Below are 20,793 nucleotides of genomic sequence, written 5' to 3'. Positions count from 1 at the left end.
GGGTTAACGCCCGACACCAGATTGTGCTAACTCCGACGGGAGCAAATCCGTGAAAGATTTATTAAAGTTTCTGAAAGCGCAGACTAAAACCGAAGAGTTTGATGCGATCAAAATTGCTCTGGCTTCGCCAGACATGATCCGTTCATGGTCTTTCGGTGAAGTCAAAAAGCCGGAAACCATCAACTACCGTACGTTCAAACCTGAGCGTGACGGCCTTTTCTGTGCGCGTATTTTCGGGCCAGTAAAAGATTACGAGTGCCTGTGCGGTAAGTACAAGCGCCTGAAACACCGTGGTGTGATCTGTGAGAAGTGCGGCGTTGAAGTGACCCAGACTAAAGTGCGCCGTGAGCGCATGGGCCACATCGAGCTGGCGTCCCCAACTGCTCACATCTGGTTCCTGAAATCTCTGCCGTCCCGTATCGGTCTGCTGCTGGATATGCCACTGCGCGATATCGAACGTGTTCTGTACTTCGAATCTTATGTGGTTATCGAAGGCGGTATGACGAACCTGGAACGCCACCAGATTCTGACCGAAGAACAGTATCTGGATGCGCTGGAAGAGTTCGGTGACGAATTCGACGCGAAGATGGGTGCGGAAGCTATCCAGGCCCTGCTGAAGAGCATGGATCTGGAGCAAGAGTGCGAGCAGCTGCGTGAAGAGCTGAACGAAACTAACTCCGAAACCAAGCGTAAAAAGCTGACCAAGCGTATCAAACTGCTGGAAGCGTTCGTTCAGTCTGGTAACAAACCAGAGTGGATGATCCTGACCGTTCTGCCGGTTCTGCCGCCAGATCTGCGTCCGCTGGTTCCACTGGATGGTGGTCGTTTCGCAACATCTGACCTGAACGATCTGTATCGTCGCGTCATTAACCGTAACAACCGTCTGAAACGCCTGCTGGATTTGGCTGCGCCGGACATCATCGTACGTAACGAAAAACGTATGCTGCAGGAAGCGGTTGATGCCCTGCTGGATAACGGTCGTCGCGGTCGTGCGATAACTGGTTCTAACAAACGTCCTCTGAAATCTTTGGCCGACATGATCAAAGGTAAACAGGGTCGTTTCCGTCAGAACCTGCTCGGTAAGCGTGTTGACTACTCCGGTCGTTCTGTTATCACCGTAGGTCCATACCTGCGTCTGCATCAGTGCGGTCTGCCGAAGAAAATGGCACTGGAGCTGTTCAAACCATTCATCTACGGCAAGCTGGAACTGCGTGGCCTGGCCACCACCATCAAAGCCGCGAAGAAAATGGTTGAGCGCGAAGAAGCTGTCGTTTGGGATATCCTGGACGAAGTTATCCGCGAACACCCGGTACTGCTGAACCGTGCACCAACTCTGCACCGTCTGGGTATCCAGGCATTTGAGCCAGTCCTGATTGAAGGTAAAGCTATCCAGCTACACCCGCTGGTTTGTGCGGCATATAACGCCGACTTCGATGGTGACCAGATGGCTGTTCACGTACCGCTGACGTTGGAAGCCCAGCTCGAAGCGCGTGCGCTGATGATGTCTACTAACAACATCCTGTCTCCAGCGAACGGTGAACCTATCATCGTTCCTTCTCAGGACGTTGTATTGGGTCTGTACTACATGACCCGTGACTGTGTTAACGCCAAAGGCGAAGGCATGGTGCTGACTGGCCCTAAAGAAGCTGAGCGTATTTATCGCGCTGGGCTGGCCTCTCTGCATGCGCGCGTTAAAGTGCGTATCACCGAATACGAAAAAGATGAAAACGGCGAATTCGTTGCGAAAACCAGCATTAAAGACACGACCGTTGGCCGTGCCATTCTGTGGATGATCGTACCGAAAGGTCTGCCTTTCTCCATCGTCAACCAGGCGCTGGGCAAGAAAGCAATCTCCAAAATGCTGAACACCTGTTACCGCATTTTGGGCCTGAAGCCGACCGTTATCTTCGCTGACCAAACAATGTATACCGGCTTTGCTTATGCAGCGCGTTCAGGTGCATCTGTGGGTATTGATGACATGGTCATCCCAGAGAAGAAACACGAAATCATCTCTGAAGCGGAAGCTGAAGTTGCTGAGATCCAGGAGCAGTTCCAGTCTGGTCTGGTAACCGCGGGCGAACGCTATAACAAAGTTATCGATATCTGGGCGGCGGCGAACGATCGTGTATCCAAAGCGATGATGGATAACCTGCAAACCGAAACCGTGATTAACCGTGACGGCGTAGAAGAGCAGCAGGTTTCCTTCAACAGCATTTACATGATGGCCGACTCCGGTGCGCGTGGTTCTGCAGCACAGATTCGTCAGCTGGCAGGTATGCGTGGTCTGATGGCGAAGCCAGATGGTTCCATCATCGAAACGCCAATCACCGCGAACTTCCGTGAAGGTCTGAACGTACTCCAGTACTTCATCTCTACTCACGGTGCGCGTAAAGGTCTGGCGGATACCGCACTGAAAACCGCGAACTCCGGTTATCTGACGCGTCGTCTGGTTGACGTTGCGCAGGATCTGGTTGTAACCGAAGACGATTGTGGCACCCTCGAAGGTATCACCATGACCCCAGTCATCGAGGGTGGTGATGTTAAAGAGCCACTGCGCGATCGCGTTCTGGGTCGTGTAACCGCGGAAGACATTCTGAAGCCGGGTACTGCAGACATTCTGGTTCCACGCAACACGCTGCTGCACGAGCACTGGTGTGATCTGCTGGAAGCCAACTCTGTTGACTCCGTGAAGGTGCGTTCCGTTGTATCCTGTGACACCGACTTCGGTGTATGTGCGCACTGCTACGGTCGTGACCTGGCGCGTGGCCACATCATCAACAAAGGTGAAGCAATCGGCGTTATCGCGGCACAGTCCATCGGTGAGCCGGGTACACAGCTGACGATGCGTACGTTCCACATCGGTGGTGCGGCATCTCGTGCGGCTGCTGAATCCAGCATCCAGGTGAAAAACAAAGGTAGCATCAAGCTCAGCAACGCGAAGTCTGTTGTTAACTCCGCAGGCAAGCTGGTTGTGACCTCTCGTAACACCGAGCTGAAGCTGATCGACGAATTCGGTCGTACCAAAGAGAGCTATAAAGTGCCTTACGGTGCTGTTATGGCGAAAGGTGATGGCGAGCAGGTTGCTGGCGGTGAAACCGTTGCAAACTGGGATCCACACACCATGCCGGTTATCACCGAAGTAAGTGGTTTCATCCGCTTCACTGACATGATCGACGGCCAGACCATTACTCGTCAGACTGACGAGCTGACCGGTCTGTCTTCTCTGGTGGTTCTGGATTCTGCGGAACGTACTGCCGGTGGTAAAGATCTGCGTCCTGCACTGAAAATCGTTGATGCTAACGGTAACGACGTTCTGATCCCAGGTACCGACATGCCTGCGCAGTACTTCCTGCCGGGTAAAGCGATCGTTCAGTTGGAAGATGGTATTCAGATCGGTGCGGGTGATGCTCTGGCGCGTATTCCACAGGAATCCAGCGGTACCAAGGACATCACCGGTGGTCTGCCACGCGTTGCTGACCTGTTCGAAGCACGTCGTCCGAAAGAGCCTGCAATCCTGGCTGAAATCAGCGGTATCATTTCCTTCGGTAAAGAGACCAAAGGTAAACGCCGTCTGGTTATCACCCCAGTAGATGGCAGCGAGCCGTACGAAGAGATGATTCCTAAGTGGCGTCAGCTCAACGTGTTCGAAGGTGAACGTGTAGAACGTGGTGACGTGGTTTCCGATGGTCCAGAAGCGCCGCACGACATTCTGCGTCTTCGTGGCGTACACGCGGTAACGCGTTACATCACCAACGAAGTACAGGACGTTTACCGTCTGCAAGGCGTTAAGATTAACGATAAGCACATCGAAGTTATCGTTCGTCAGATGCTGCGTAAAGCAACCATCGAAAACGCAGGCAGCTCCGACTTCCTGGAAGGCGAGCAGGTTGAATACTCCCGCGTTAAGATCGCAAACCGCGATCTGGAAGCGAACGGCAAAATCGGTGCGACCTTCGCGCGCGATCTGCTGGGTATCACCAAAGCGTCTCTGGCAACCGAGTCCTTCATCTCTGCAGCATCGTTCCAGGAAACCACGCGTGTCCTGACTGAAGCCGCTGTTGCAGGTAAACGTGATGAACTGCGCGGTCTGAAAGAGAACGTTATCGTGGGTCGACTGATCCCGGCGGGTACCGGTTATGCGTACCACCAGGATCGTATGCGTCGTCGTGCAGCGGGTGAATTGCCAGCAGCACCGCAGGTAACTGCAGAAGATGCATCCGCGAGCCTGGCAGAGCTGCTGAACGCAGGTCTGGGCGGTTCCGACAACGACTAATCGTTGATATCGCTAATAAAAAACCCGCCTCGGCGGGTTTTTTTATGTCTTTTTTCAGTTAACCAACGGGATTCGTCGGTAGAGTTCTATCATGTCGCTAGCCAGATCCTGAATGACCATCGCGTTCATCAGGTGATCCTGAGAGTGAACGGTGATCAGGTTTACCGGAAGCTTTCCGGTGCCTTCATCAAGACCAATAAGCTGCGTCTGAATAGTGTGCGCATGCTTAACGTATTCGCGTGACTCTTCCATCGCTTTTTCGGCTTCGTCAAAGTCGCCTTTGCGCGCCATCTGCAATGCTGTAAGCGCAGCACTGCGCGCCGCACCCGCGTTGACCAGCAATTCCATGATTGTTGTTTCTAAGTCTTCCATTATGACTCCAGCAGCTTAAGCGCTTTTTCCAGTACGACATCGCCTTTCATCATGCCGTAATCCATCATGTCGATCACCGCGACCTTTTTGCCAAGCGGTTCGGCCTGCGCCTGAAGTTTTGCCAGCTCGTATTTAACCTGTGGCCCCAGCAATACGATGTCAGCCGCCGCGATGTTGTCTTTAAACTCCGCGACCGGAACGGCTTTAATGGTTACTTCAACCCCTTTTTTCTGCGCGGCGTCTTTCATTCGTTGAACCAGCATGCTGGTTGACATCCCCGCTGCACAGCATAAAACGATGTTCTTCATAGTCAGCCTCGATCTACATGTGTTTATTGATAATTATCCCGTGCAGACCGCTTCAACAACCGCTTTACCGCGATTGTGTGTCAGGCATCACAAAGAAATCGGCATTTTTCTGAAACCGGTTACAATTTTACATTGAAGTACAATATGCCCGTTGATAAGGGCATATTGAGCGGTGAGGAACTAGCTGTCGGAGGTGCGGATAATGCGGTTTTTGCCCTTCTGTTTCGCGCTATAGAGTGCGGCATCAACGCCACCTACAAACTGCTCCAGCGGTTCGAAGTGCCATTCTCCCAGACCCGCACTGAAGGTGACGCGGAGGTTTTCTTCTCGCCATTCCCGTACTTCTACGGCAGTGCGCCATGATTCCAGCAGCGAGTGAGCGGACGTAATCAGTTCAGACTTGAAGATCACCGCGAACTCTTCTCCACCGTAGCGGTACACCGAGACGTGATGCGGTTGCATAATTTGAATCCCTTCCCGCGCCACGTTACGCAAAACGATATCGCCGCTCAGGTGACCCCAGGTGTCGTTTATCGATTTGAAGTTATCAATATCAATCAGCGCCAGTGCAAAAGGTTGCTGTGCAGTGAATAGCTCATCGATATCGTTGTCGAAAGCGCGGCGGTTTTTACAGCCCGTCAGCGCATCGTGAGTGGCCTGGCGGACATATGCCAGCTCGCGTTCTTTGTTGGTCTGAATCGTATGTGTCAGCATCGCCTCAAGGCGAGGCGCCTGGCTGACGTCCCCGGTTTTGATGGCGTTGATAATCGTCATCAGCACGGTTCGTGAGGCGTGGCGCAGGTACAAGCCGAACAAAATGATAATGATTGCCGCCAGCGCAAACCCCCAACCGACGATGGTGGTTTCATGGCGGGTGATTTCAGTGAGCGTGGCGCCAGATACTCTATAGATAACAAACCAGTCCGGGTTAGTGAAGGAGTAGTAATAATACCAGGCATTGGTTTTCCGATCGTAAAGATGGCCTTCGCCGCTGGTCATTTTGTCCATTAGCGATTCGCTTACGTACGGTTTAAAGAGCGCACCCGTATCGGGATGAAGCACCACGGCACCATCACGCTCAACGACGAAGAACTCACCTTGTACGGGAGCCACCATCTGACGCAGGGTGTACCCCATTGATGTTAAATCGAGATGAAAAGCGATTGTGCCCTTTAATCTGCCTTCCGGTGAAATCACGGGCTTGTAGAGCGTGACTGTCGGGTGATCGGTAAAATAGTCCATATAGGGGCGTGTATAGTGGCTGAAGATACTGGCTTCCGCCTGCGCAACGAACCACGGACGTGTTCGGGCGTCATACGTTTTGCTTTTATCTGTCGGGAGGACTTCCGGCGCCCGCAGAACCTGTCCTTGGGTATCTGCCAGGGAGATTGAAGACACCGTCGGCATGAGGTTTTGTAAATGCATTAACATCTGCAGCCCTGCTGCAGGATCGGTATTTACGGTCGTATCTAGCCTGTTATTGCGGGAAAAGAAGGTGGCGGCTCGTCCGAGGATATAGTCGTTTTCACGCAGGATAGACTCGGTGTAGTTCACCGCCAGATTATGGGTGAAATTACCATTAATCTTATGATAATCCTCAAGGAAACCCTTACGCTGCAACAGCGTAATAAATACGGCGATCAGAATAAAACTAAACAGGATCCCCGCGAAACTGACCATTATGGGTCTGGTGAAAGAGAGCTTTTTGCTATGAATTGCCATGAGTTGAACATCAATCCTGATGGTTTACACGTTGCGTGAATCGCTATCCTCTCAGCTTAGTCGCTGTCTGGATGATGGCTGACCATTATAGGAATATTGCCGGGCAACAGGATGATTTATCTTAAGGAATAATCGGAAATAACGCATTTATTTTAAGAATTAAAAAATTTTGTGGTTTAGAGAGAAGGCAGGGCGAAACGAGGAAGAAGCTTTTCGCCCTGGTCAGCGTCCGTTGCTGACAACATAAGAATAAAAAAACGCGTAAAATCTAACAATTACCTAATGATATTGTTACGAGCCACCTCGATATCTTTCAGCGAGGTTGCAGCGCGTTTCAACGCAGTTGCGAAGCTCTTCCCAGCCAGCTGTCCCAGTCTTTCCAGACGGGTTGTAGACCTTGCGCGATCAGGGCTGCAGCCACCTCTTCCGGACGTCGTCCGTCATGTGGGGCGAACTGCTCCAGCTCTGGATGGTCATCGGCATAGCCGCCGGGCTGTGTTTTGGAAAATGCGCTGACGTTGTTAATCGCCAGCGGGATTGCTCGATCGCGAAACGCCGGCGATTCCCGCGTGGAAAGAGAGAGCTCGACCTCCGGTGCAAGCAGGCGAAATGCACAGATGGTTTGCACCAGCTGGCGTTCGTCCATCAGCGACGCTGGCTCGATTCCTCCTGCGCACGGGCGCAGCCGGGGAAAGGAGATGGAGTAACGGCTCTGCCAGTAATGCTGCTGCAGCCAGAGCAGATGCTCGGCAACCATGTAGCAATCCACTCTCCAGCTGTCGGACAGCCCGACCAGTGCGCCGAGACCGATTTTATCGATCCCTGCGCGTCCCAGCCTGTCCGGCGTTTCTAGCCGGAAGAAGAAATCTTGTTTCTTTCCCTTCAGATGATGCCGCGCATACGTCGCCTCGTGGTAGGTTTCCTGATAGACCATCACCCCGTCGAGTCCGAGGGTTTTTAGCTCAGCGTATTCCTCTTGCAACAGAGGCTGCACTTCCATCTGTAGCGATGCAAACTCGCGGCGAATGGCGGGAAGGTGCTGACGAAAATAGTCCATCCCAACGTGACGTTGATGCTCGCCCGTGACCAGGAGCACATGTTCGAAACCCATTTCCCGTATGGCCGCACACTCTCGTGCGATTTCACGTTTATCAAGGGTTTTGCGTTTTATGCGGTTGCTCATGGAAAAACCGCAGTAGGTGCAGTCATTGGCGCACAGGTTCGAAAGATAGAGCGGCACGTAAAAGCTTACCGTATTGCCAAAACGCTGGCGGGTAAGCCGCTGGGCACGCTGGGCCATCGGTTCAAGATACGCACTTGCCGCCGGGGAGAGCAGTGCCATCATGTCCTCCCGAGTCAGATGCCGGGCATTGAGCGCGCGCTCCACGTCAGCAGGTGTTTTACTGTTAATGCGCAGGGCAATATCGTCCCAGTTAAGCGCTCGCCAGCGATCGATAAAGGTCGTCATTAGAGCGCCTCCAGAAAACCGGTCAGCGGGCTGGTGGCCTGAGCCTGATAGCTGCTTGCGCCTGGGCCTGATTCTCTTGCAAGCCTGCCGGCTTCCACCGCCAGGCGGAACGCGCGCGCCATCATCACCGGGTTATCGGCGACCGCAATAGCCGTGTTCACCAGTACCGCATCGGCGCCGATTTCCAGCGCCTGCGCGGCATGGCTGGGTACGCCGATACCCGCATCAACCACCACCGGCACGGTGGCCTGCTCAATGACGATTTGCAGCATCGCACGGGTTTCCAGCCCCTGATTAGAGCCGATGGGGGCGCCCAAGGGCATCACGGCGGCGCAGCCGACTTCTTCGAGACGTTTGCACAAAACGGGATCGGCTCCGCAGTAGGGCAGAACGATGAAACCTTGCTGGACCAGCTTTTCAGCTGCTTTCAGCGTTTCGATGGGGTCGGGCAATAGCCAGCGAGCGTCAGGGTGAATTTCCAGCTTCAGCCAGCGGGTACCGAGAGCTTCACGTGCCAGCTGAGCGGCAAAAATTGCCTCTTCGGCCGTTTTTGCGCCGGAGGTATTCGGCAGCAAGGTGACGCCAGCCTCCAGCAAGGGCGCCAGAATAGCATCGCTGTGATGGCGTAGATCCACGCGCTTCAGCGCGAGCGTGACCAGTTGACTGCCGCTTTCACGGATGGCATCAACCATCAGCTGTGGGGAGGCAAATTTTCCTGTTCCGGTAAACAGATGTGAATCAAAGACTTTATCGGCAATACGTAACATCTCATCCTCCTGCAATAACCTGAAATAGCAGGATTTGGTCACCTTCTGATACCTGCTGATGTTCCCACTGCTCGCGCGGCAGGATCTGTTGATTGAGCGCCAGCGCCGTTCCCGGCTTAAGCTGACGCAGCTTCTCGAGCAGTGCGGCCACGGTGAGACCTTCATCGCACTTTAGGGGTTCATCGTTAAACAGAATGCGCATTGCGGCCTCCGCATACCGGGCATTGGCTGGCCCGGTGTAATGCCAGATGGCGCCAGCCGATGGAGCGGCCGTCAAACAGGCGCAGCGTATTGCGCTCCGTCTCCATGCCGCTCAGAAGCTTAATGGCCTCCAGCGCCTGCAGGGTGCCCATCACACCCACCACGGGGCCCAGAATGCCCGCGGTACGGCAGTTGCGCTCAGGCTCGAAATCGTCTGGCCACAGGCAGCGATAGCAGCCCTGCGCCCAGGGCGGCGTCAGCACCATGAGTTGTCCGCCAAAGCCGACCGCGCTGGCGGCGATCAGTGGCGTATTCTGCGCCACACAGGCGGCGTTGATCGCCTGGCGAGTCGCCATATTGTCGGTGCAATCGAGCACAACATCCGCAAGGGCGACTTCACGTTGCAGGCTTTCGCCGCTGAGCCGCTCCTGCCGCGCAATCAGCTCAATATCCGGGTTCAGCTGGTTCAGCCGTTGGCGAGTGATATGCACTTTGGGCAGGTTGATGTCCTCGGTAGTAAAGAGGATTTGCCGCTGCAGATTACTGAGATGCACCTCGTCGTCGTCGGCCAATACCAGCGTGCCGATACCTGCGCCTGCCAGATAGAGCGCAGCGGGCGCGCCCAGGCCGCCCAGGCCGACGATCAGCACCCGGCTGGCGAGCAGCTTTTGCTGCCCGTCAATGGCGATATCCTCCAGCAGGATCTGTCGGCTGTAGCGCATAAAATCACGGTCATTCATCATCGCCTGCTCCTGCCAGCCGTAAAAGCTGAGCGGTGGCGGCTTGCCAGTCTGCGGCCTGGGTGATGGCGCTGACGACGGCGATACTGCCGACGCCGGTGTCGAGAACGGCGGATGCACGCGCAAGGCTAATGCCGCCAATGGCAACGGTGGGATAATCCTCCAGGCGCCGGATATGGCCGGCCAGCTGCGCCAGCCCCTGCGGCGCAGAAGGCATCTGTTTGGTTTGCGTCGGGAAGACGTGACCAAGCGCGATGTAGGAAGGGCGAGCCCCCAGCGCTACGTCGATCTCCATATCGTCGTGCGTTGACACGCCGAGGCGTAAGCCCGCTTCGCGAATGACGTTCAGGTCCGTTGTCTCCAGGTCTTCCTGACCCAGGTGCACGCCGTAAGCCTGATGCTTAACCGCCAGTCGCCAGTAGTCGTTGATAAACAGGCGGGCGGCGTAGCGTCGACCCAGAGCAATGGCGGCGATAACGTCGGATTCCACCTCTTCATCGCGTTTGTCTTTGATGCGTAGTTGGAGGGTACGAACTCCTGCCTCCAGCAGACGCGCGATCCATTCCACGCTGTCTACCACCGGATACAGCCCTAAACGAAAGGGCACACGAGGAAAATCAGGCTGATACATTACTCACACCTCCTCTTTTTTGAGGTAGATTTCGCCGCCTTTGGCGCGGAAGTTTTCTGACATGTCTGCCATTCCCACTTCGATCGCCTGCGCGGCGGCGTAATCACGCACCTCCTGGCTGATTTTCATCGAGCAGAATTTCGGCCCACACATGGAGCAGAAGTGCGCCACTTTGCCAGATTCCTGCGGCAGGGTTTCGTCGTGATACGCCCGGGCGGTGAACGGGTCGAGGGCCAGGTTGAACTGATCTTCCCAGCGGAATTCAAAACGGGCCTTGGACATGGCGTTATCGCGAATTTGCGCGCCCGGATGACCTTTCGCCAGATCAGCGGCGTGTGCGGCGATTTTGTAGGTGATAAGGCCTTGCTTCACGTCCTCTTTGTTTGGCAGACCGAGGTGCTCTTTCGGCGTGACATAGCAGAGCATGGCGCAGCCGAACCAGCCGATCATTGCCGCGCCAATCCCGGAGGTGAAGTGGTCGTAGCCCGGGGCAATATCCGTGGTCAATGGCCCGAGAGTGTAAAAGGGCGCTTCGTGGCAGTGCTCTAGCTCTTCGGTCATGTTGCGGCGGATCATCTGCATTGGCACATGCCCCGGGCCTTCAATCATCACCTGCACGTCATATTCCCAGGCGATTTTGGTCAGTTCACCCAGCGTATGAAGCTCGGCAAACTGCGCTTCGTCGTTAGCGTCGCGGATCGATCCTGGACGCAGGCCATCACCCAGCGAGAGTGAAACATCATAGGCGGCACAGATTTCGCAGATCTCGCGGAAGTGTTCGTAGAGGAAGTTTTCCTGATGATGAGACAAACACCATTTCGCCATGATCGAACCGCCGCGCGAGACAATCCCGGTCAAACGCCTGGCGGTCATCGGCACATAGCGTAGCAGCACGCCGGCATGAATGGTGAAATAGTCCACGCCCTGTTCAGCCTGCTCCAGCAGGGTGTCGCGGAACGCTTCCCAGGTAAGGTTTTCAGCAATGCCGTTCACTTTTTCCAGCGCCTGATAAATCGGGACGGTGCCAATCGGCACCGGGCTGTTGCGCAGGATCCACTCGCGGGTTTCGTGGATATAGCGCCCGGTTGAGAGATCCATCACCGTGTCCGCACCCCAGCGCGTCGACCAGACCAGCTTTTCAACCTCTTCTTCGATAGAGGAGGTAACGGCTGAGTTACCAATATTGGCGTTGACCTTCACCAGGAAATTGCGGCCAATGATCATCGGCTCGGATTCAGGGTGGTTGATGTTGGCAGGAATAATGGCGCGACCGGCAGCGACTTCATCACGCACAAACTCAGGCGTAATATTTTCTGGCAGACGAGCGCCAAAACCTTCGCCCGGGTGCTGGTGGCGCAGCACCTCGCTGCGGATACGCTCGCGCCCCATGTTTTCACGGATGGCAATAAACTCCATCTCTGGCGTGACGATCCCCTGACGCGCATAGTGAAGTTGGGTAACGCATTTGCCTGGCTTAGCGCGTTTCGGCGTCAGCAGGCCGGTGAAGCGCATCGCGTCCAGACCGTCGTCGGCCAAACGCTCTTTCGTGTAAGCCGAGCTTTGCTCGTTTAGGTCTTCGCTATCGTTACGCGCGTGAATCCATGGCTGGCGAAGCTTTGCCAGGCCTTGTTGAACGTTGATAGCAACGTCAGGGTCGCCGTACGGGCCGGAAGTGTCGTATACCGGTACAGCTTCGTTATCCTCAAACTGCGGATTCTCTTTACTGCCGCCGATGAGCGTGGGGCTGAGCTGGATTTCACGCATCGGTACACGGATATCCGCCTGAGAGCCGGCGATGTAGATACGATTCGAGTTTGGGAAAGCGGTGCCTTCCAGGGTGTCGATGAAGCGTTGTGCGTGTGCGCGCTGTTCGCGGCGGGTCAGTTTAGTGATAGACATAGCTCATTCCAAAAGTGAAGGACATGGCTTGTCAGACGACGGATGAAGCAAGAGGAGATCGCCACGGGGGCGATACAACAGCAGTTTGACTCTTGTTCCCTTCGCAGGTATTAGCCTGATCAGGTTCCGCGGATCCCGAATTAACGGTCTCAGCCCGCGCGTTTACGCGCTGGGCACTCCGACAAGAAAAATCCCCCTCGTGAGAGGGGCGAATCGCTTTAAATTACGCGTTAACGACGAAGAACTCAAGCAGGGCGCGCGATGTTATCTTCGCTGTCGACATTCAGGTTGTTATCAAGGACGAGGGCAATCAGCTTATCTTCCAGCGTGAACCTCTCCTCCAGCGCTTCGCCGAGATCGGACAACGCTTTCTGAAACTCCAGATAATTATCGTGATCGATCGCGTTCTCAAGCGTGGAATCGTAGTAATCCATAATCTGCTGGGTATTGGCTTCCAGCAGCGGGCAGAGTTTGCTTGCCGTTAAATACGGATTTGTGCCTTCCATTTCGCGGACAATACGTTCATAAATATTGAAATGTCCGTCGGAAAGGTAGTCGACCAGACTCTGACAAAAATCATCGAGCGCTTTTTCATTCAAGCGCATGAAGGATTCTTTGCCAGGCTTAATACCGACCAGATTGTAATAAGCCACGAGTAGATGCTTGCGCACGTGTAGCCAGCGATCCACCAGTTTGTTACTTCCTCTAACGCGCTCAGACAGGCTTTCTAGCTGGTTTAACATGGTCGACTCCGCAAGGTTTAGAATTGAATCTGCTTACCCAAAAATGTAGCCACAATGCTAACAACATGTCAGTGAAGCGAAGGTAGTGCAATAGATATGGATCGTATTATTGAAAAATCAGATCTTGGTTGGTGGATCGTCAGTCACGAGCAAAAGTTATGGTTGCCCAACGGGGAAATCCCCTATGGTGCGGCGGAAAAGTTCGATCTTGCGGGCCAACCTGCACTGAGGATCGGCGAATGGCAGGGCGAATCCGTGTGGTTGATCCAACAGGCACGCCGTCAGGAAATGGGATCTGTTCGTCAGGTGCTGGATCTGGACGCTGGACTGTTCCAGCTGGCGGGCCGAGGCGTGCAGCTGGCGGAGTTTTATCGCTCACATAAATACTGCGGTTACTGCGGGCATACCATGCACCCGAGCAAAACCGAGTGGGCGTTGCTCTGCAACCATTGCCGCGAGCGCTACTACCCGCAGATTGCGCCATGCATTATCGTGGCGATCCGTCGCGATGATTCCATCCTGCTGGCACAACACACGCGTCATCGTAACGGTGTGCATACCGTCCTGGCCGGGTTCGTCGAAGTGGGCGAAACGCTGGAGCAGGCGGTGGCGCGTGAAGTGATGGAAGAGAGCAGTATCAAGGTTAAAAATTTGCGTTATGTCACCTCTCAACCATGGCCGTTCCCGATGTCGCTGATGACGGCGTTTATGGCCGATTATGATAGCGGTGAGATCGTTATCGATCAGAAAGAGCTGCTGGAAGCGAATTGGTATCGTTACGACAATTTGCCGCTGTTACCGCCGCCGGGCACCGTGGCGCGACGCCTGATTGAAGATACGGTTGCAATGTGTCGGGCCGAGTATGAGTAGTGTTACACTGAGGCCATGACGCTTAAGGAACTGCAAAAATGACCGAACTGAAGAACGATCGTTATCTGCGTGCGCTGCTGCGCCAGCCCGTTGATGTCACCCCGGTGTGGATGATGCGCCAGGCGGGACGCTATTTACCAGAGTACAAAGCCACCCGTGCACAGGCCGGCGATTTTATGTCGCTATGCAAAAATGCCGAGCTGGCCTGTGAAGTGACGCTCCAGCCGCTGCGTCGTTTCCCGCTGGATGCCGCCATTCTCTTCTCGGACATTCTGACCATTCCTGATGCCATGGGCCTTGGCCTGTACTTCGAAACCGGCGAAGGCCCGCGATTTACCTCGCCCATTAAGAGCAAAGCCGACGTCGATAAGCTGCCCATCCCCGATCCTGAAGGTGAGCTGGGCTACGTGATGAACGCGGTGCGCACCATCCGCCGTGAGCTAAAAGGTGAAGTACCGCTGATTGGTTTTTCCGGTAGCCCGTGGACGCTCGCGACCTATATGATTGAAGGCGGCAGCAGCAAAGCCTTCACACTGATCAAAAAGATGATGTATGCCGAGCCGCTTGCCCTTCATGCGCTGCTCGACAAGCTGGCAAAGAGCGTCACGCTTTATCTCAACGCCCAAATCAAAGCGGGCGCACAGTCGGTAATGATTTTCGACACTTGGGGCGGCGTGCTCACCGGGCGCGATTACCAGCACTTCTCACTGTACTACATGCACAAAATCGTTGATGGCCTGCTGCGGGAAAATGAAGGTCGCCGCGTGCCTGTTACGCTGTTCACCAAAGGTGGCGGTCAGTGGCTGGAAGAGATGGCTGCAACCGGCTGCGATGCATTGGGGCTGGACTGGACTACCGATATTGCCGACGCGCGCCGTCGCGTAGGTGACAAAGTGGCGCTACAGGGCAACATGGATCCGTCCATGCTTTATGCTCAACCTGCCCGTATTGAAGAAGAAGTGTCGACTATACTGTCTGGTTTCGGCCAGGGTGAAGGCCATGTCTTTAACCTCGGCCATGGCATTCATCAGGATGTGCCGCCAGAACACGCTGGCGTATTTGTGGAGGCGGTGCATCGGCTTTCTGCCCAATATCACAAGTAAGGAGTCGTTATGGATCTCGCGTCGCTACGCGCTCAACAAATCGAACTGGCTTCATCGGTGATCCGCGAGGATCGTCTGGATAAAGATCCTCCGCAGTACATTGGCGGAGCAGACGTCGGATTCGAGCAGGGGGGGGAAGTAACGCGAGCGGCGATGGTGGTCTTGAAATACCCTTCGCTTGAGCTGGTGGAATACAAGGTGGCGCGTATCGCCACCACCATGCCGTACATTCCGGGCTTTCTCTCCTTCCGCGAATATCCCGCGCTGCTGGCAGCGTGGGAGCAACTCTCGCAAAAACCTGACCTGTTGTTCGTCGATGGACACGGTATTTCACACCCGCGCCGTTTAGGCGTTGCCAGCCACTTTGGGTTACTGGTGGATGTGCCGACCATTGGCGTCGCCAAGAAACGCCTGTGTGGCGCGTTTGAACCCCTTTCCGCGGAGCCGGGCGCGCTGGCACCGCTCATCCACAAGGGTGAACAGCTGGCATGGGTATGGCGCAGCAAGGCGCGATGCAATCCGCTGTTTATCGCGACCGGGCATCGGGTGAGCATGGACAGTGCCCTGGCGTGGGTTCAGCGCTGTATGAAAGGTTACCGATTACCGGAACCGACGCGCTGGGCAGATGCCGTTGCGTCATCGCGTCCGGCATTTATTCGTTGGCAGGAAATTCAGCCCTGATTCAGGTAAACTGCGGCTAATTTCCGTTTCGAGACATCATCATGTTACAAAACCCGATTCATTTGCGCCTTGAGAAGCTGGAAAGCTGGCAGCACGTGACGTTTATGGCTTGCCTGTGCGAGCGCATGTACCCTAACTATGCTGCGTTCTGCAAGCAGACGGCGTTTGGCGAAGGCCAGATCTATCGTCGTATTCTGGATTTAATCTGGGAAACGCTGACGGTGAAAGACGCGAAGGTGAATTTCGACTCTCAGCTGGAAAAGCTGGAAGAGGCGATCCCGGCAGCGGATGATTTTGACCTGTACGGTGTCTATCCGGCCATCGATGCCTGCGTGGCGTTAAGCGAGTTGATCCACTCCCGTCTGAGCGGTGAAACGCTGGAGCATGCCATTGAAGTCAGTAAGGCATCCATTACCACCGTGGCGATGCTGGAAATGACCCAGGAAGGTCGTGAAATGACCGACGAAGAGCTGCGGGTGAACCCGGCGGTTGAGCAAGAATGGGATATTCAGTGGGAAATTTTCCGCCTGCTGGCTGAGTGTGAAGAACGCGATATTGAGCTGATAAAAGGGCTGCGTGCGGACTTGCGTGAGGCCGGCGAGAGTAATATTGGTATAATTTTTAACCAATGAGACAATAAAACTTGAGATAACGCCCGTTTTGTCGCTCCTCGACTCTTCCCTTTCGACCCTTGTCTGGTCTACATTTGGGGGGCGAAAAAAAGTGGCTATCGGTGCGTGTATGCAGGAGAGTGCTTTTTTGGCATTTTCGTCGCACTCGATGCTTAGCAAGCGATAAACACATTGAAAGGATAACTTATGAACAAGACTCAACTGATTGATGTAATTGCGGACAAGGCTGATCTGTCTAAAGTGCAGGCTAAAGCTGCTCTGGAATCTACCCTGGCTGCTATTACTGAGTCTCTGAAAGAAGGTGATGCTGTACAGCTGGTTGGTTTCGGTACCTTCAAAGTGAACCACCGCGCTGAGCGCACTGGCCGCAACCCGCAGACCGGTAAAGAAATCAAAATCGCCGCAGCTAACGTGCCGGCATTTGTTTCTGGTAAAGCACTGAAAGACGCTGTTAAGTAAGACGCGTGGCAGTGAACAGTTTTAACGAAGGGGCGGCAACGCCCCTTTTGTCTTTCTGGCGTGGAACGCTCGCGCTGGCAGGCATACTGTTGCTGTCAGCCTGTAGCCACGACTCTTCTCTGCCCCCGTTTACCGCCAGCGGTTACGCTGACAATCAGGGTGCGGTCAGGTTCTGGCGCAAAGATTCCAGCGATGATGTCCATCTCTTTTCCGCTTTCAGCCCGTGGCATAACGGCAATACGTCGACCGCAGAATACCGCTGGCAGGGCGACCAGCTGTCGTTTATCGAGCTGAACATCTACAGCAAAACCCCTGAACATGTCCGCGTGCGTTTTGACGATCGCGGCGAGCTGAGTTTTATGCAGCGTGAAGTCAGCGGTCAAAAACAACAGCTTTCCAGCGATCAAGTTGCCTTGTACCGCTACCGTGCCGAACAGATTCGTCAGACCAGCGATGCGCTGCGTCAGGGACGCGTGGTGCTGCGCCAGGGGCGCTGGCATGCCGATGGTACGGTGACAACCTGTGAAGGTCAGACGATGAAGCCTGACCTTGAATCTTGGGCACTTCAACATATCCAGCGTCGTCAGCGTCATTCATCAATGGACGTGAGTGTGGCGTGGCTTGAAGCCCCTGAAGGGTCTCAGCTGCTGCTGGTGGCGAATGAAGACTTCTGCACCTGGCAGCCGACAGAAAAAAGTTTCTGATGGGAAGCGATCGGTCCCCTCTCCCTGGAGGGAGAGGGTTAACGCGAGGGAGAACAGACGACGCTCTTACTCGCCTTGCTCACGTGCAATCGCACGGTAGCCAATGTCCTGGCGGCTGAAGCTCCCCTCCCAACGAATATCCGTCATCAACGCATAGGCCCGCTTCTGCGCTTCAGCAACGGTATGGCCCAGCGCGGTCGCACACAGCACGCGTCCGCCGTTGGTCAGGACGCGATCGTCATCAGACAGCTTCGTTCCGGCATGGAATACTTTACCGCCGTCGATTTCTTCCAGCGGCAGGCCGTGGATCTCATCACCGGTGTTGTAGTTGCCCGGATAACCGCCCGCAGCAATAACTACGCCCAGGGAAGCACGCTCGTCCCACTCGGAAGTTTGCTCGTCCAGCTTGCCTTCACAAGCGGCCAGGCAGAGTCCGACCAGATCGGATTTCATGCGCAGCATGATTGGCTGGGTTTCTGGATCGCCAAAACGGCAGTTGAATTCGATAACCTTAGGATTACCCTGCTTGTCGATCATCAGGCCCGCATAGAGGAAACCGGTGTAAGTGTTGCCTTCTGCCGCCATTCCTTTCACGGTTGGCCAGATGATACGGTCCATCGTGCGCTGGTGTACTTCATCGGTCACGACTGGCGCGGGGGAATAAGCGCCCATACCGCCGGTATTCGGGCCGGTATCACCATTACCCACGCGCTTATGGTCCTGGCTGGTGGCCATCGGCAGAACATGCTCGCCGTCGACCATCACGATAAAGCTTGCCTCTTCACCGTCGAGAAACTCTTCAATCACAATACGGTGACCCGCATCGCCAAAGGCGTTGCCTGCCAGCATATCCTGAACCGCGGCTTCCGCTTCTTCGAGCGTCATCGCCACGATAACGCCTTTCCCGGCGGCCAGACCATCGGCCTTGATGACAATCGGCGCACCTTTTTCACGTAAGTAGGCCAGGGCTGGCTCCACCTCGGTGAAGTTTTGATATTCCGCCGTCGGGATATTATGACGCGCGAGAAAATCTTTGGTGAAGGCTTTAGAGCCCTCCAGCTGAGCGGCACCTTCCGTTGGGCCGAAGATTTTCAGGCCCACAGCGCGGAATGCGTCAACCACGCCAATCACCAGCGGCGCTTCCGGGCCGACGATGGTGAGATCGATTTTCTCATTTTGGGCAAAGCTCAACAGTGCCGGAATATCGGTCACGCCGATAGCAACGTTCTGCAGTGCAGGTTCCAGTGCAGTGCCTGCATTACCCGGTGCGACAAAGACGGTTTTTACCAAAGGGGATTGTGCCGCTTTCCACGCCAGAGCGTGCTCGCGTCCGCCATTGCCAATCACTAATACTTTCATTTTCTGCTCCGTGGATTAATGGCGGAAGTGACGCATGTCGGTGAAGATCATCGCAATGCCGTGTTCGTCGGCGGCGGCAATGACTTCGTCATCACGGATAGAACCACCAGGCTGAATAACACAGGTGATGCCCACCGCTGCTGCTGCATCGATACCGTCACGGAAAGGGAAGAAGGCATCAGAGGCCATGGCGGATCCTTTCACTTCCAGACCTTCATCACCTGCTTTGATACCGGCGATTTTGGCGGAGTAGACGCGGCTCATCTGGCCTGCGCCTATACCGATTGTCATGTTCTCTTTCGCGTAGACAATAGCGTTGGATTTAACGAACTTCGCCACTTTCCAGCAGAACAGCGCATCACGCAGTTCCTGTTCGGTTGGCTGACGCTTGGTTACCACGCGCAGATCGGATTCAGTCACCATACCCAGATCGCGTTCCTGAACCAGCAGACCGCCGTTAACACGCTTGAAGTCCAGACCCGGAACGCGTTGTGCCCACTGGCCGCAGACAAGCACGCGTACGTTCTGCTTCGCGGCAGTGATTTTCAGGGCTTCTTCTGACGCGGACGGCGCGATGATCACTTCAACAAACTGACGGGAAATAATGGCCCGAGCCGTTTCAGCATCCAGTTCGCGGTTGAAGGCAATAATGCCGCCGAAGGCAGAGGTTGGGTCGGTTTTATACGCGCGGTCGTAGGCATCCAGAACGGAGGTGCTTACTGCTACGCCGCAGGGGTTGGCGTGCTTCACGATAACGCAGGCAGGCTCGCTGAACTCTTTCACACATTCCAGGGCGGCGTCGGTGTCAGCAATGTTGTTATAGGAGAGCGCTTTACCCTGTACCTGCTGTGCGGTAGCAACGGATGCTTCCTTTACCTCTTCTTCTATATAGAAGGCAGCCTGCTGGTGGCTGTTCTCACCGTAACGCATATCCTGCTTCTTAATGAAGTTCAGATTCAGCGTGCGGGGGAAGCGGCCTGAAGGATCTTTGCTTTCACCGTGGTAAGCCGGCACCAGGCTACCGAAGTAGTTAGCGATCATGCTGTCGTATGCGGCGGTGTGTTCGAAGGCTTTAATGGCGAGGTCGAAACGGGTTGCCAGAGTGAGTGACCCTTCGTTGGCATCCATCTCAGTAATAATGGTTTCGTAATCGCTGCTCTTTACTACGATGGCGACATCTTTATGGTTCTTGGCCGCAGAGCGCACCATAGTCGGGCCTCCGATATCAATATTCTCTACTGCATCTTCCAGAGAGCAACCTTCGCGAGCCACGGTCTGTGCGAACGGGTAGAGGTTAACGACAACCATATCGATAGGTGCAATCGCATGCTGCGCCATAATGTCATCGTCCTGGCCGCGACGGCCAAGAATGCCGCCGTGCACTTTTGGGTGCAGAGTCTTGACGCGTCCATCCATCATTTCCGGAAAACCGGTGTAGTCGGACACTTCGGTTACCGGCAGACCTTTATCTGCTAACAGGCGAGCGGTGCCGCCTGTAGAAAGCAGTTCTACACCACGTGCAGAAAGTGCCTGAGCGAACTCGATGATACCGGCTTTATCAGAAACACTGAGCAGAGCGCGGCGGACTGGACGACGTTGTTGCATGGTAAATCCCCTGGATTTCACGATTACAGAGAGCGTTAGATGAATTTTCCATCGAAAAACTCATCTAACACACCTGACGGGGCATCCTTGCGAAGCGCGAGCATTTTAACGAAAACGTTTGCGCAACGCTCGCACATTTTTACTTTTTCGCATCATTGTGGATAAGTCTGTGCGTAAATGGGTATAAGGCGGGGTTTTGCTGTGGAATGCAGCAGTCAGTCATTTTTCTGTCATTTAGCGGTTGCGGCCTGCTGAG

19 protein-coding genes and 1 riboswitch are annotated in these 20,793 nt (G+C 54.7%); of the genes, 7 read left to right on the top strand and 12 right to left on the bottom strand.

The genetic code is table 11. The features are described from left to right. The first annotated feature begins 49 nt into the window (after nt 1-49). Nucleotides 50-4,273, top strand: a complete 4,224-nt coding sequence (gene rpoC, locus V5P19_RS22520; protein ID WP_334407724.1) for a DNA-directed RNA polymerase subunit beta' — start codon at nt 50-52, stop codon at nt 4,271-4,273. A 54-nt stretch (nt 4,274-4,327) separates the two neighbouring features. Here rpoC and V5P19_RS22515 read toward each other — a convergent pair whose 3' ends face one another. The 10 genes from V5P19_RS22515 to rsd all read right to left on the bottom strand — a co-directional run bounded on the left by V5P19_RS22515 (nt 4,328) and on the right by rsd (nt 13,124). Further along, on the bottom strand, nt 4,328-4,645 hold the full coding sequence (locus tag V5P19_RS22515) for a PTS lactose/cellobiose transporter subunit IIA (RefSeq protein ID WP_058686918.1): 318 nt from the start codon (nt 4,643-4,645) through the stop codon (nt 4,328-4,330). Beyond that, the gene (locus V5P19_RS22510; RefSeq protein WP_334407722.1) at nt 4,645-4,953 is read right to left on the bottom strand and encodes a PTS sugar transporter subunit IIB; all 309 of its coding nucleotides are present in this window, start codon (nt 4,951-4,953) and stop codon (nt 4,645-4,647) included. The genes V5P19_RS22515 and V5P19_RS22510 overlap by 1 nt, the downstream gene beginning before the upstream one ends. Before the next feature lie 180 nt (nt 4,954-5,133). Beyond that, nucleotides 5,134-6,675: a diguanylate cyclase gene (locus V5P19_RS22505; RefSeq protein WP_334407720.1), complete on the bottom strand. Its 1,542-nt coding sequence runs from the start codon at nt 6,673-6,675 to the stop codon at nt 5,134-5,136. Nucleotides 6,676-7,009: 334 nt separating this feature from the next. Continuing rightward, a complete protein-coding gene (gene thiH, locus V5P19_RS22500) occupies nt 7,010-8,143 on the bottom strand; it encodes a 2-iminoacetate synthase ThiH (RefSeq protein WP_334407718.1) in 1,134 nt (377 codons plus the stop codon). Continuing rightward, nucleotides 8,143-8,910: a thiazole synthase gene (gene thiG, locus V5P19_RS22495; RefSeq protein WP_334407715.1), complete on the bottom strand. Its 768-nt coding sequence runs from the start codon at nt 8,908-8,910 to the stop codon at nt 8,143-8,145. The genes thiH and thiG overlap by 1 nt, the downstream gene beginning before the upstream one ends. A gap of 1 nt (nt 8,911) precedes the next feature. Beyond that, complete coding sequence (gene thiS / locus V5P19_RS22490) at nt 8,912-9,112, bottom strand: sulfur carrier protein ThiS (RefSeq protein ID WP_334407712.1); 201 nt, start codon at nt 9,110-9,112, stop codon at nt 8,912-8,914. Continuing rightward, entirely contained in the window at nt 9,096-9,851 is a 756-nt protein-coding gene (locus V5P19_RS22485) for a HesA/MoeB/ThiF family protein (protein ID WP_334407743.1), read from the bottom strand. Before V5P19_RS22485 ends, thiS begins: the two co-directional genes overlap by 17 nt. Next, nucleotides 9,844-10,482, bottom strand: coding sequence for a thiamine phosphate synthase (gene thiE, locus V5P19_RS22480; protein WP_334407709.1), 639 nt, complete (start codon nt 10,480-10,482; stop codon nt 9,844-9,846). Before thiE ends, V5P19_RS22485 begins: the two co-directional genes overlap by 8 nt. Nucleotides 10,483-10,485: 3 nt before the next feature. Next, the gene (gene thiC / locus V5P19_RS22475) at nt 10,486-12,381 is read right to left on the bottom strand and encodes a phosphomethylpyrimidine synthase ThiC (protein ID WP_334407706.1); all 1,896 of its coding nucleotides are present in this window, start codon (nt 12,379-12,381) and stop codon (nt 10,486-10,488) included. Between the two features lie 79 nt (nt 12,382-12,460). After that, nucleotides 12,461-12,572: riboswitch (TPP riboswitch) on the bottom strand. Between the two features lie 54 nt (nt 12,573-12,626). After that, nucleotides 12,627-13,124 carry a sigma D regulator gene (gene rsd / locus V5P19_RS22470; protein ID WP_334407704.1) on the bottom strand — a complete coding sequence of 166 codons (498 nt, stop codon included), beginning with the start codon at nt 13,122-13,124 and terminating at the stop codon, nt 12,627-12,629. Nucleotides 13,125-13,220: 96 nt separating this feature from the next. Here rsd and nudC point away from each other — a divergent pair, with 96 nt between their 5' ends. From nudC to V5P19_RS22440, 6 genes are all read left to right on the top strand, one after another. Then, the gene (gene nudC, locus V5P19_RS22465; RefSeq protein ID WP_334407702.1) at nt 13,221-13,994 is read left to right on the top strand and encodes an NAD(+) diphosphatase; all 774 of its coding nucleotides are present in this window, start codon (nt 13,221-13,223) and stop codon (nt 13,992-13,994) included. 38 nt (nt 13,995-14,032) lie between these two features. Beyond that, nucleotides 14,033-15,097, top strand: coding sequence for a uroporphyrinogen decarboxylase (gene hemE, locus V5P19_RS22460; RefSeq protein WP_334407699.1), 1,065 nt, complete (start codon nt 14,033-14,035; stop codon nt 15,095-15,097). Nucleotides 15,098-15,106: 9 nt separating this feature from the next. After that, nucleotides 15,107-15,778, top strand: coding sequence for a deoxyribonuclease V (gene nfi, locus V5P19_RS22455; RefSeq protein WP_010425928.1), 672 nt, complete (start codon nt 15,107-15,109; stop codon nt 15,776-15,778). A gap of 41 nt (nt 15,779-15,819) precedes the next feature. Continuing rightward, a complete protein-coding gene (locus tag V5P19_RS22450; protein WP_134347470.1) occupies nt 15,820-16,410 on the top strand; it encodes a YjaG family protein in 591 nt (196 codons plus the stop codon). A 186-nt stretch (nt 16,411-16,596) separates the two neighbouring features. After that, the gene (gene hupA, locus V5P19_RS22445; protein ID WP_002445246.1) at nt 16,597-16,869 is read left to right on the top strand and encodes a nucleoid-associated protein HU-alpha; all 273 of its coding nucleotides are present in this window, start codon (nt 16,597-16,599) and stop codon (nt 16,867-16,869) included. An 11-nt stretch (nt 16,870-16,880) separates the two neighbouring features. Beyond that, on the top strand, nt 16,881-17,573 hold the full coding sequence (locus V5P19_RS22440) for a DUF1481 domain-containing protein (RefSeq protein ID WP_334407741.1): 693 nt from the start codon (nt 16,881-16,883) through the stop codon (nt 17,571-17,573). 66 nt (nt 17,574-17,639) lie between these two features. Here the strand turns inward: V5P19_RS22440 and purD are convergent, their stop codons facing one another. Next, nucleotides 17,640-18,932, bottom strand: coding sequence for a phosphoribosylamine--glycine ligase (purD, locus tag V5P19_RS22435; RefSeq protein WP_334407694.1), 1,293 nt, complete (start codon nt 18,930-18,932; stop codon nt 17,640-17,642). Between the two features lie 15 nt (nt 18,933-18,947). Beyond that, nucleotides 18,948-20,537, bottom strand: coding sequence for a bifunctional phosphoribosylaminoimidazolecarboxamide formyltransferase/IMP cyclohydrolase (purH, locus tag V5P19_RS22430; protein ID WP_334407692.1), 1,590 nt, complete (start codon nt 20,535-20,537; stop codon nt 18,948-18,950). Nucleotides 20,538-20,793 lie beyond the last annotated feature (256 nt).

Source organism: Enterobacter sp. UNJFSC 003 (genome assembly GCF_036903355.1).
Taxonomy (GTDB): domain Bacteria; phylum Pseudomonadota; class Gammaproteobacteria; order Enterobacterales; family Enterobacteriaceae; genus Enterobacter.
Note: the sequence above shows the minus strand (reverse complement) of the source record. Positions and strands in the feature narration are given on the sequence as shown.

Coding starts and splice junctions, on each gene's coding strand:
- thiH (WP_334407718.1), bottom strand. CDS start 8,143: ATGACGACCTTTATCGATCGCTGGCGAGCGCTTAACTGGGACGATATT.
- purH (WP_334407692.1), bottom strand. CDS start 20,537: ATGCAACAACGTCGTCCAGTCCGCCGCGCTCTGCTCAGTGTTTCTGAT.
- thiS (WP_334407712.1), bottom strand. CDS start 9,112: ATGCGCATTCTGTTTAACGATGAACCCCTAAAGTGCGATGAAGGTCTC.
- thiG (WP_334407715.1), bottom strand. CDS start 8,910: ATGTTACGTATTGCCGATAAAGTCTTTGATTCACATCTGTTTACCGGA.
- rsd (WP_334407704.1), bottom strand. CDS start 13,124: ATGTTAAACCAGCTAGAAAGCCTGTCTGAGCGCGTTAGAGGAAGTAAC.
- V5P19_RS22450 (WP_134347470.1), top strand. CDS start 15,820: ATGTTACAAAACCCGATTCATTTGCGCCTTGAGAAGCTGGAAAGCTGG.
- thiE (WP_334407709.1), bottom strand. CDS start 10,482: ATGTATCAGCCTGATTTTCCTCGTGTGCCCTTTCGTTTAGGGCTGTAT.
- hemE (WP_334407699.1), top strand. CDS start 14,033: ATGACCGAACTGAAGAACGATCGTTATCTGCGTGCGCTGCTGCGCCAG.
- V5P19_RS22485 (WP_334407743.1), bottom strand. CDS start 9,851: ATGAATGACCGTGATTTTATGCGCTACAGCCGACAGATCCTGCTGGAG.
- nudC (WP_334407702.1), top strand. CDS start 13,221: ATGGATCGTATTATTGAAAAATCAGATCTTGGTTGGTGGATCGTCAGT.
- nfi (WP_010425928.1), top strand. CDS start 15,107: ATGGATCTCGCGTCGCTACGCGCTCAACAAATCGAACTGGCTTCATCG.
- V5P19_RS22505 (WP_334407720.1), bottom strand. CDS start 6,675: ATGGCAATTCATAGCAAAAAGCTCTCTTTCACCAGACCCATAATGGTC.
- thiC (WP_334407706.1), bottom strand. CDS start 12,381: ATGTCTATCACTAAACTGACCCGCCGCGAACAGCGCGCACACGCACAA.
- purD (WP_334407694.1), bottom strand. CDS start 18,932: ATGAAAGTATTAGTGATTGGCAATGGCGGACGCGAGCACGCTCTGGCG.
- V5P19_RS22510 (WP_334407722.1), bottom strand. CDS start 4,953: ATGAAGAACATCGTTTTATGCTGTGCAGCGGGGATGTCAACCAGCATG.
- V5P19_RS22515 (WP_058686918.1), bottom strand. CDS start 4,645: ATGGAAGACTTAGAAACAACAATCATGGAATTGCTGGTCAACGCGGGT.
- hupA (WP_002445246.1), top strand. CDS start 16,597: ATGAACAAGACTCAACTGATTGATGTAATTGCGGACAAGGCTGATCTG.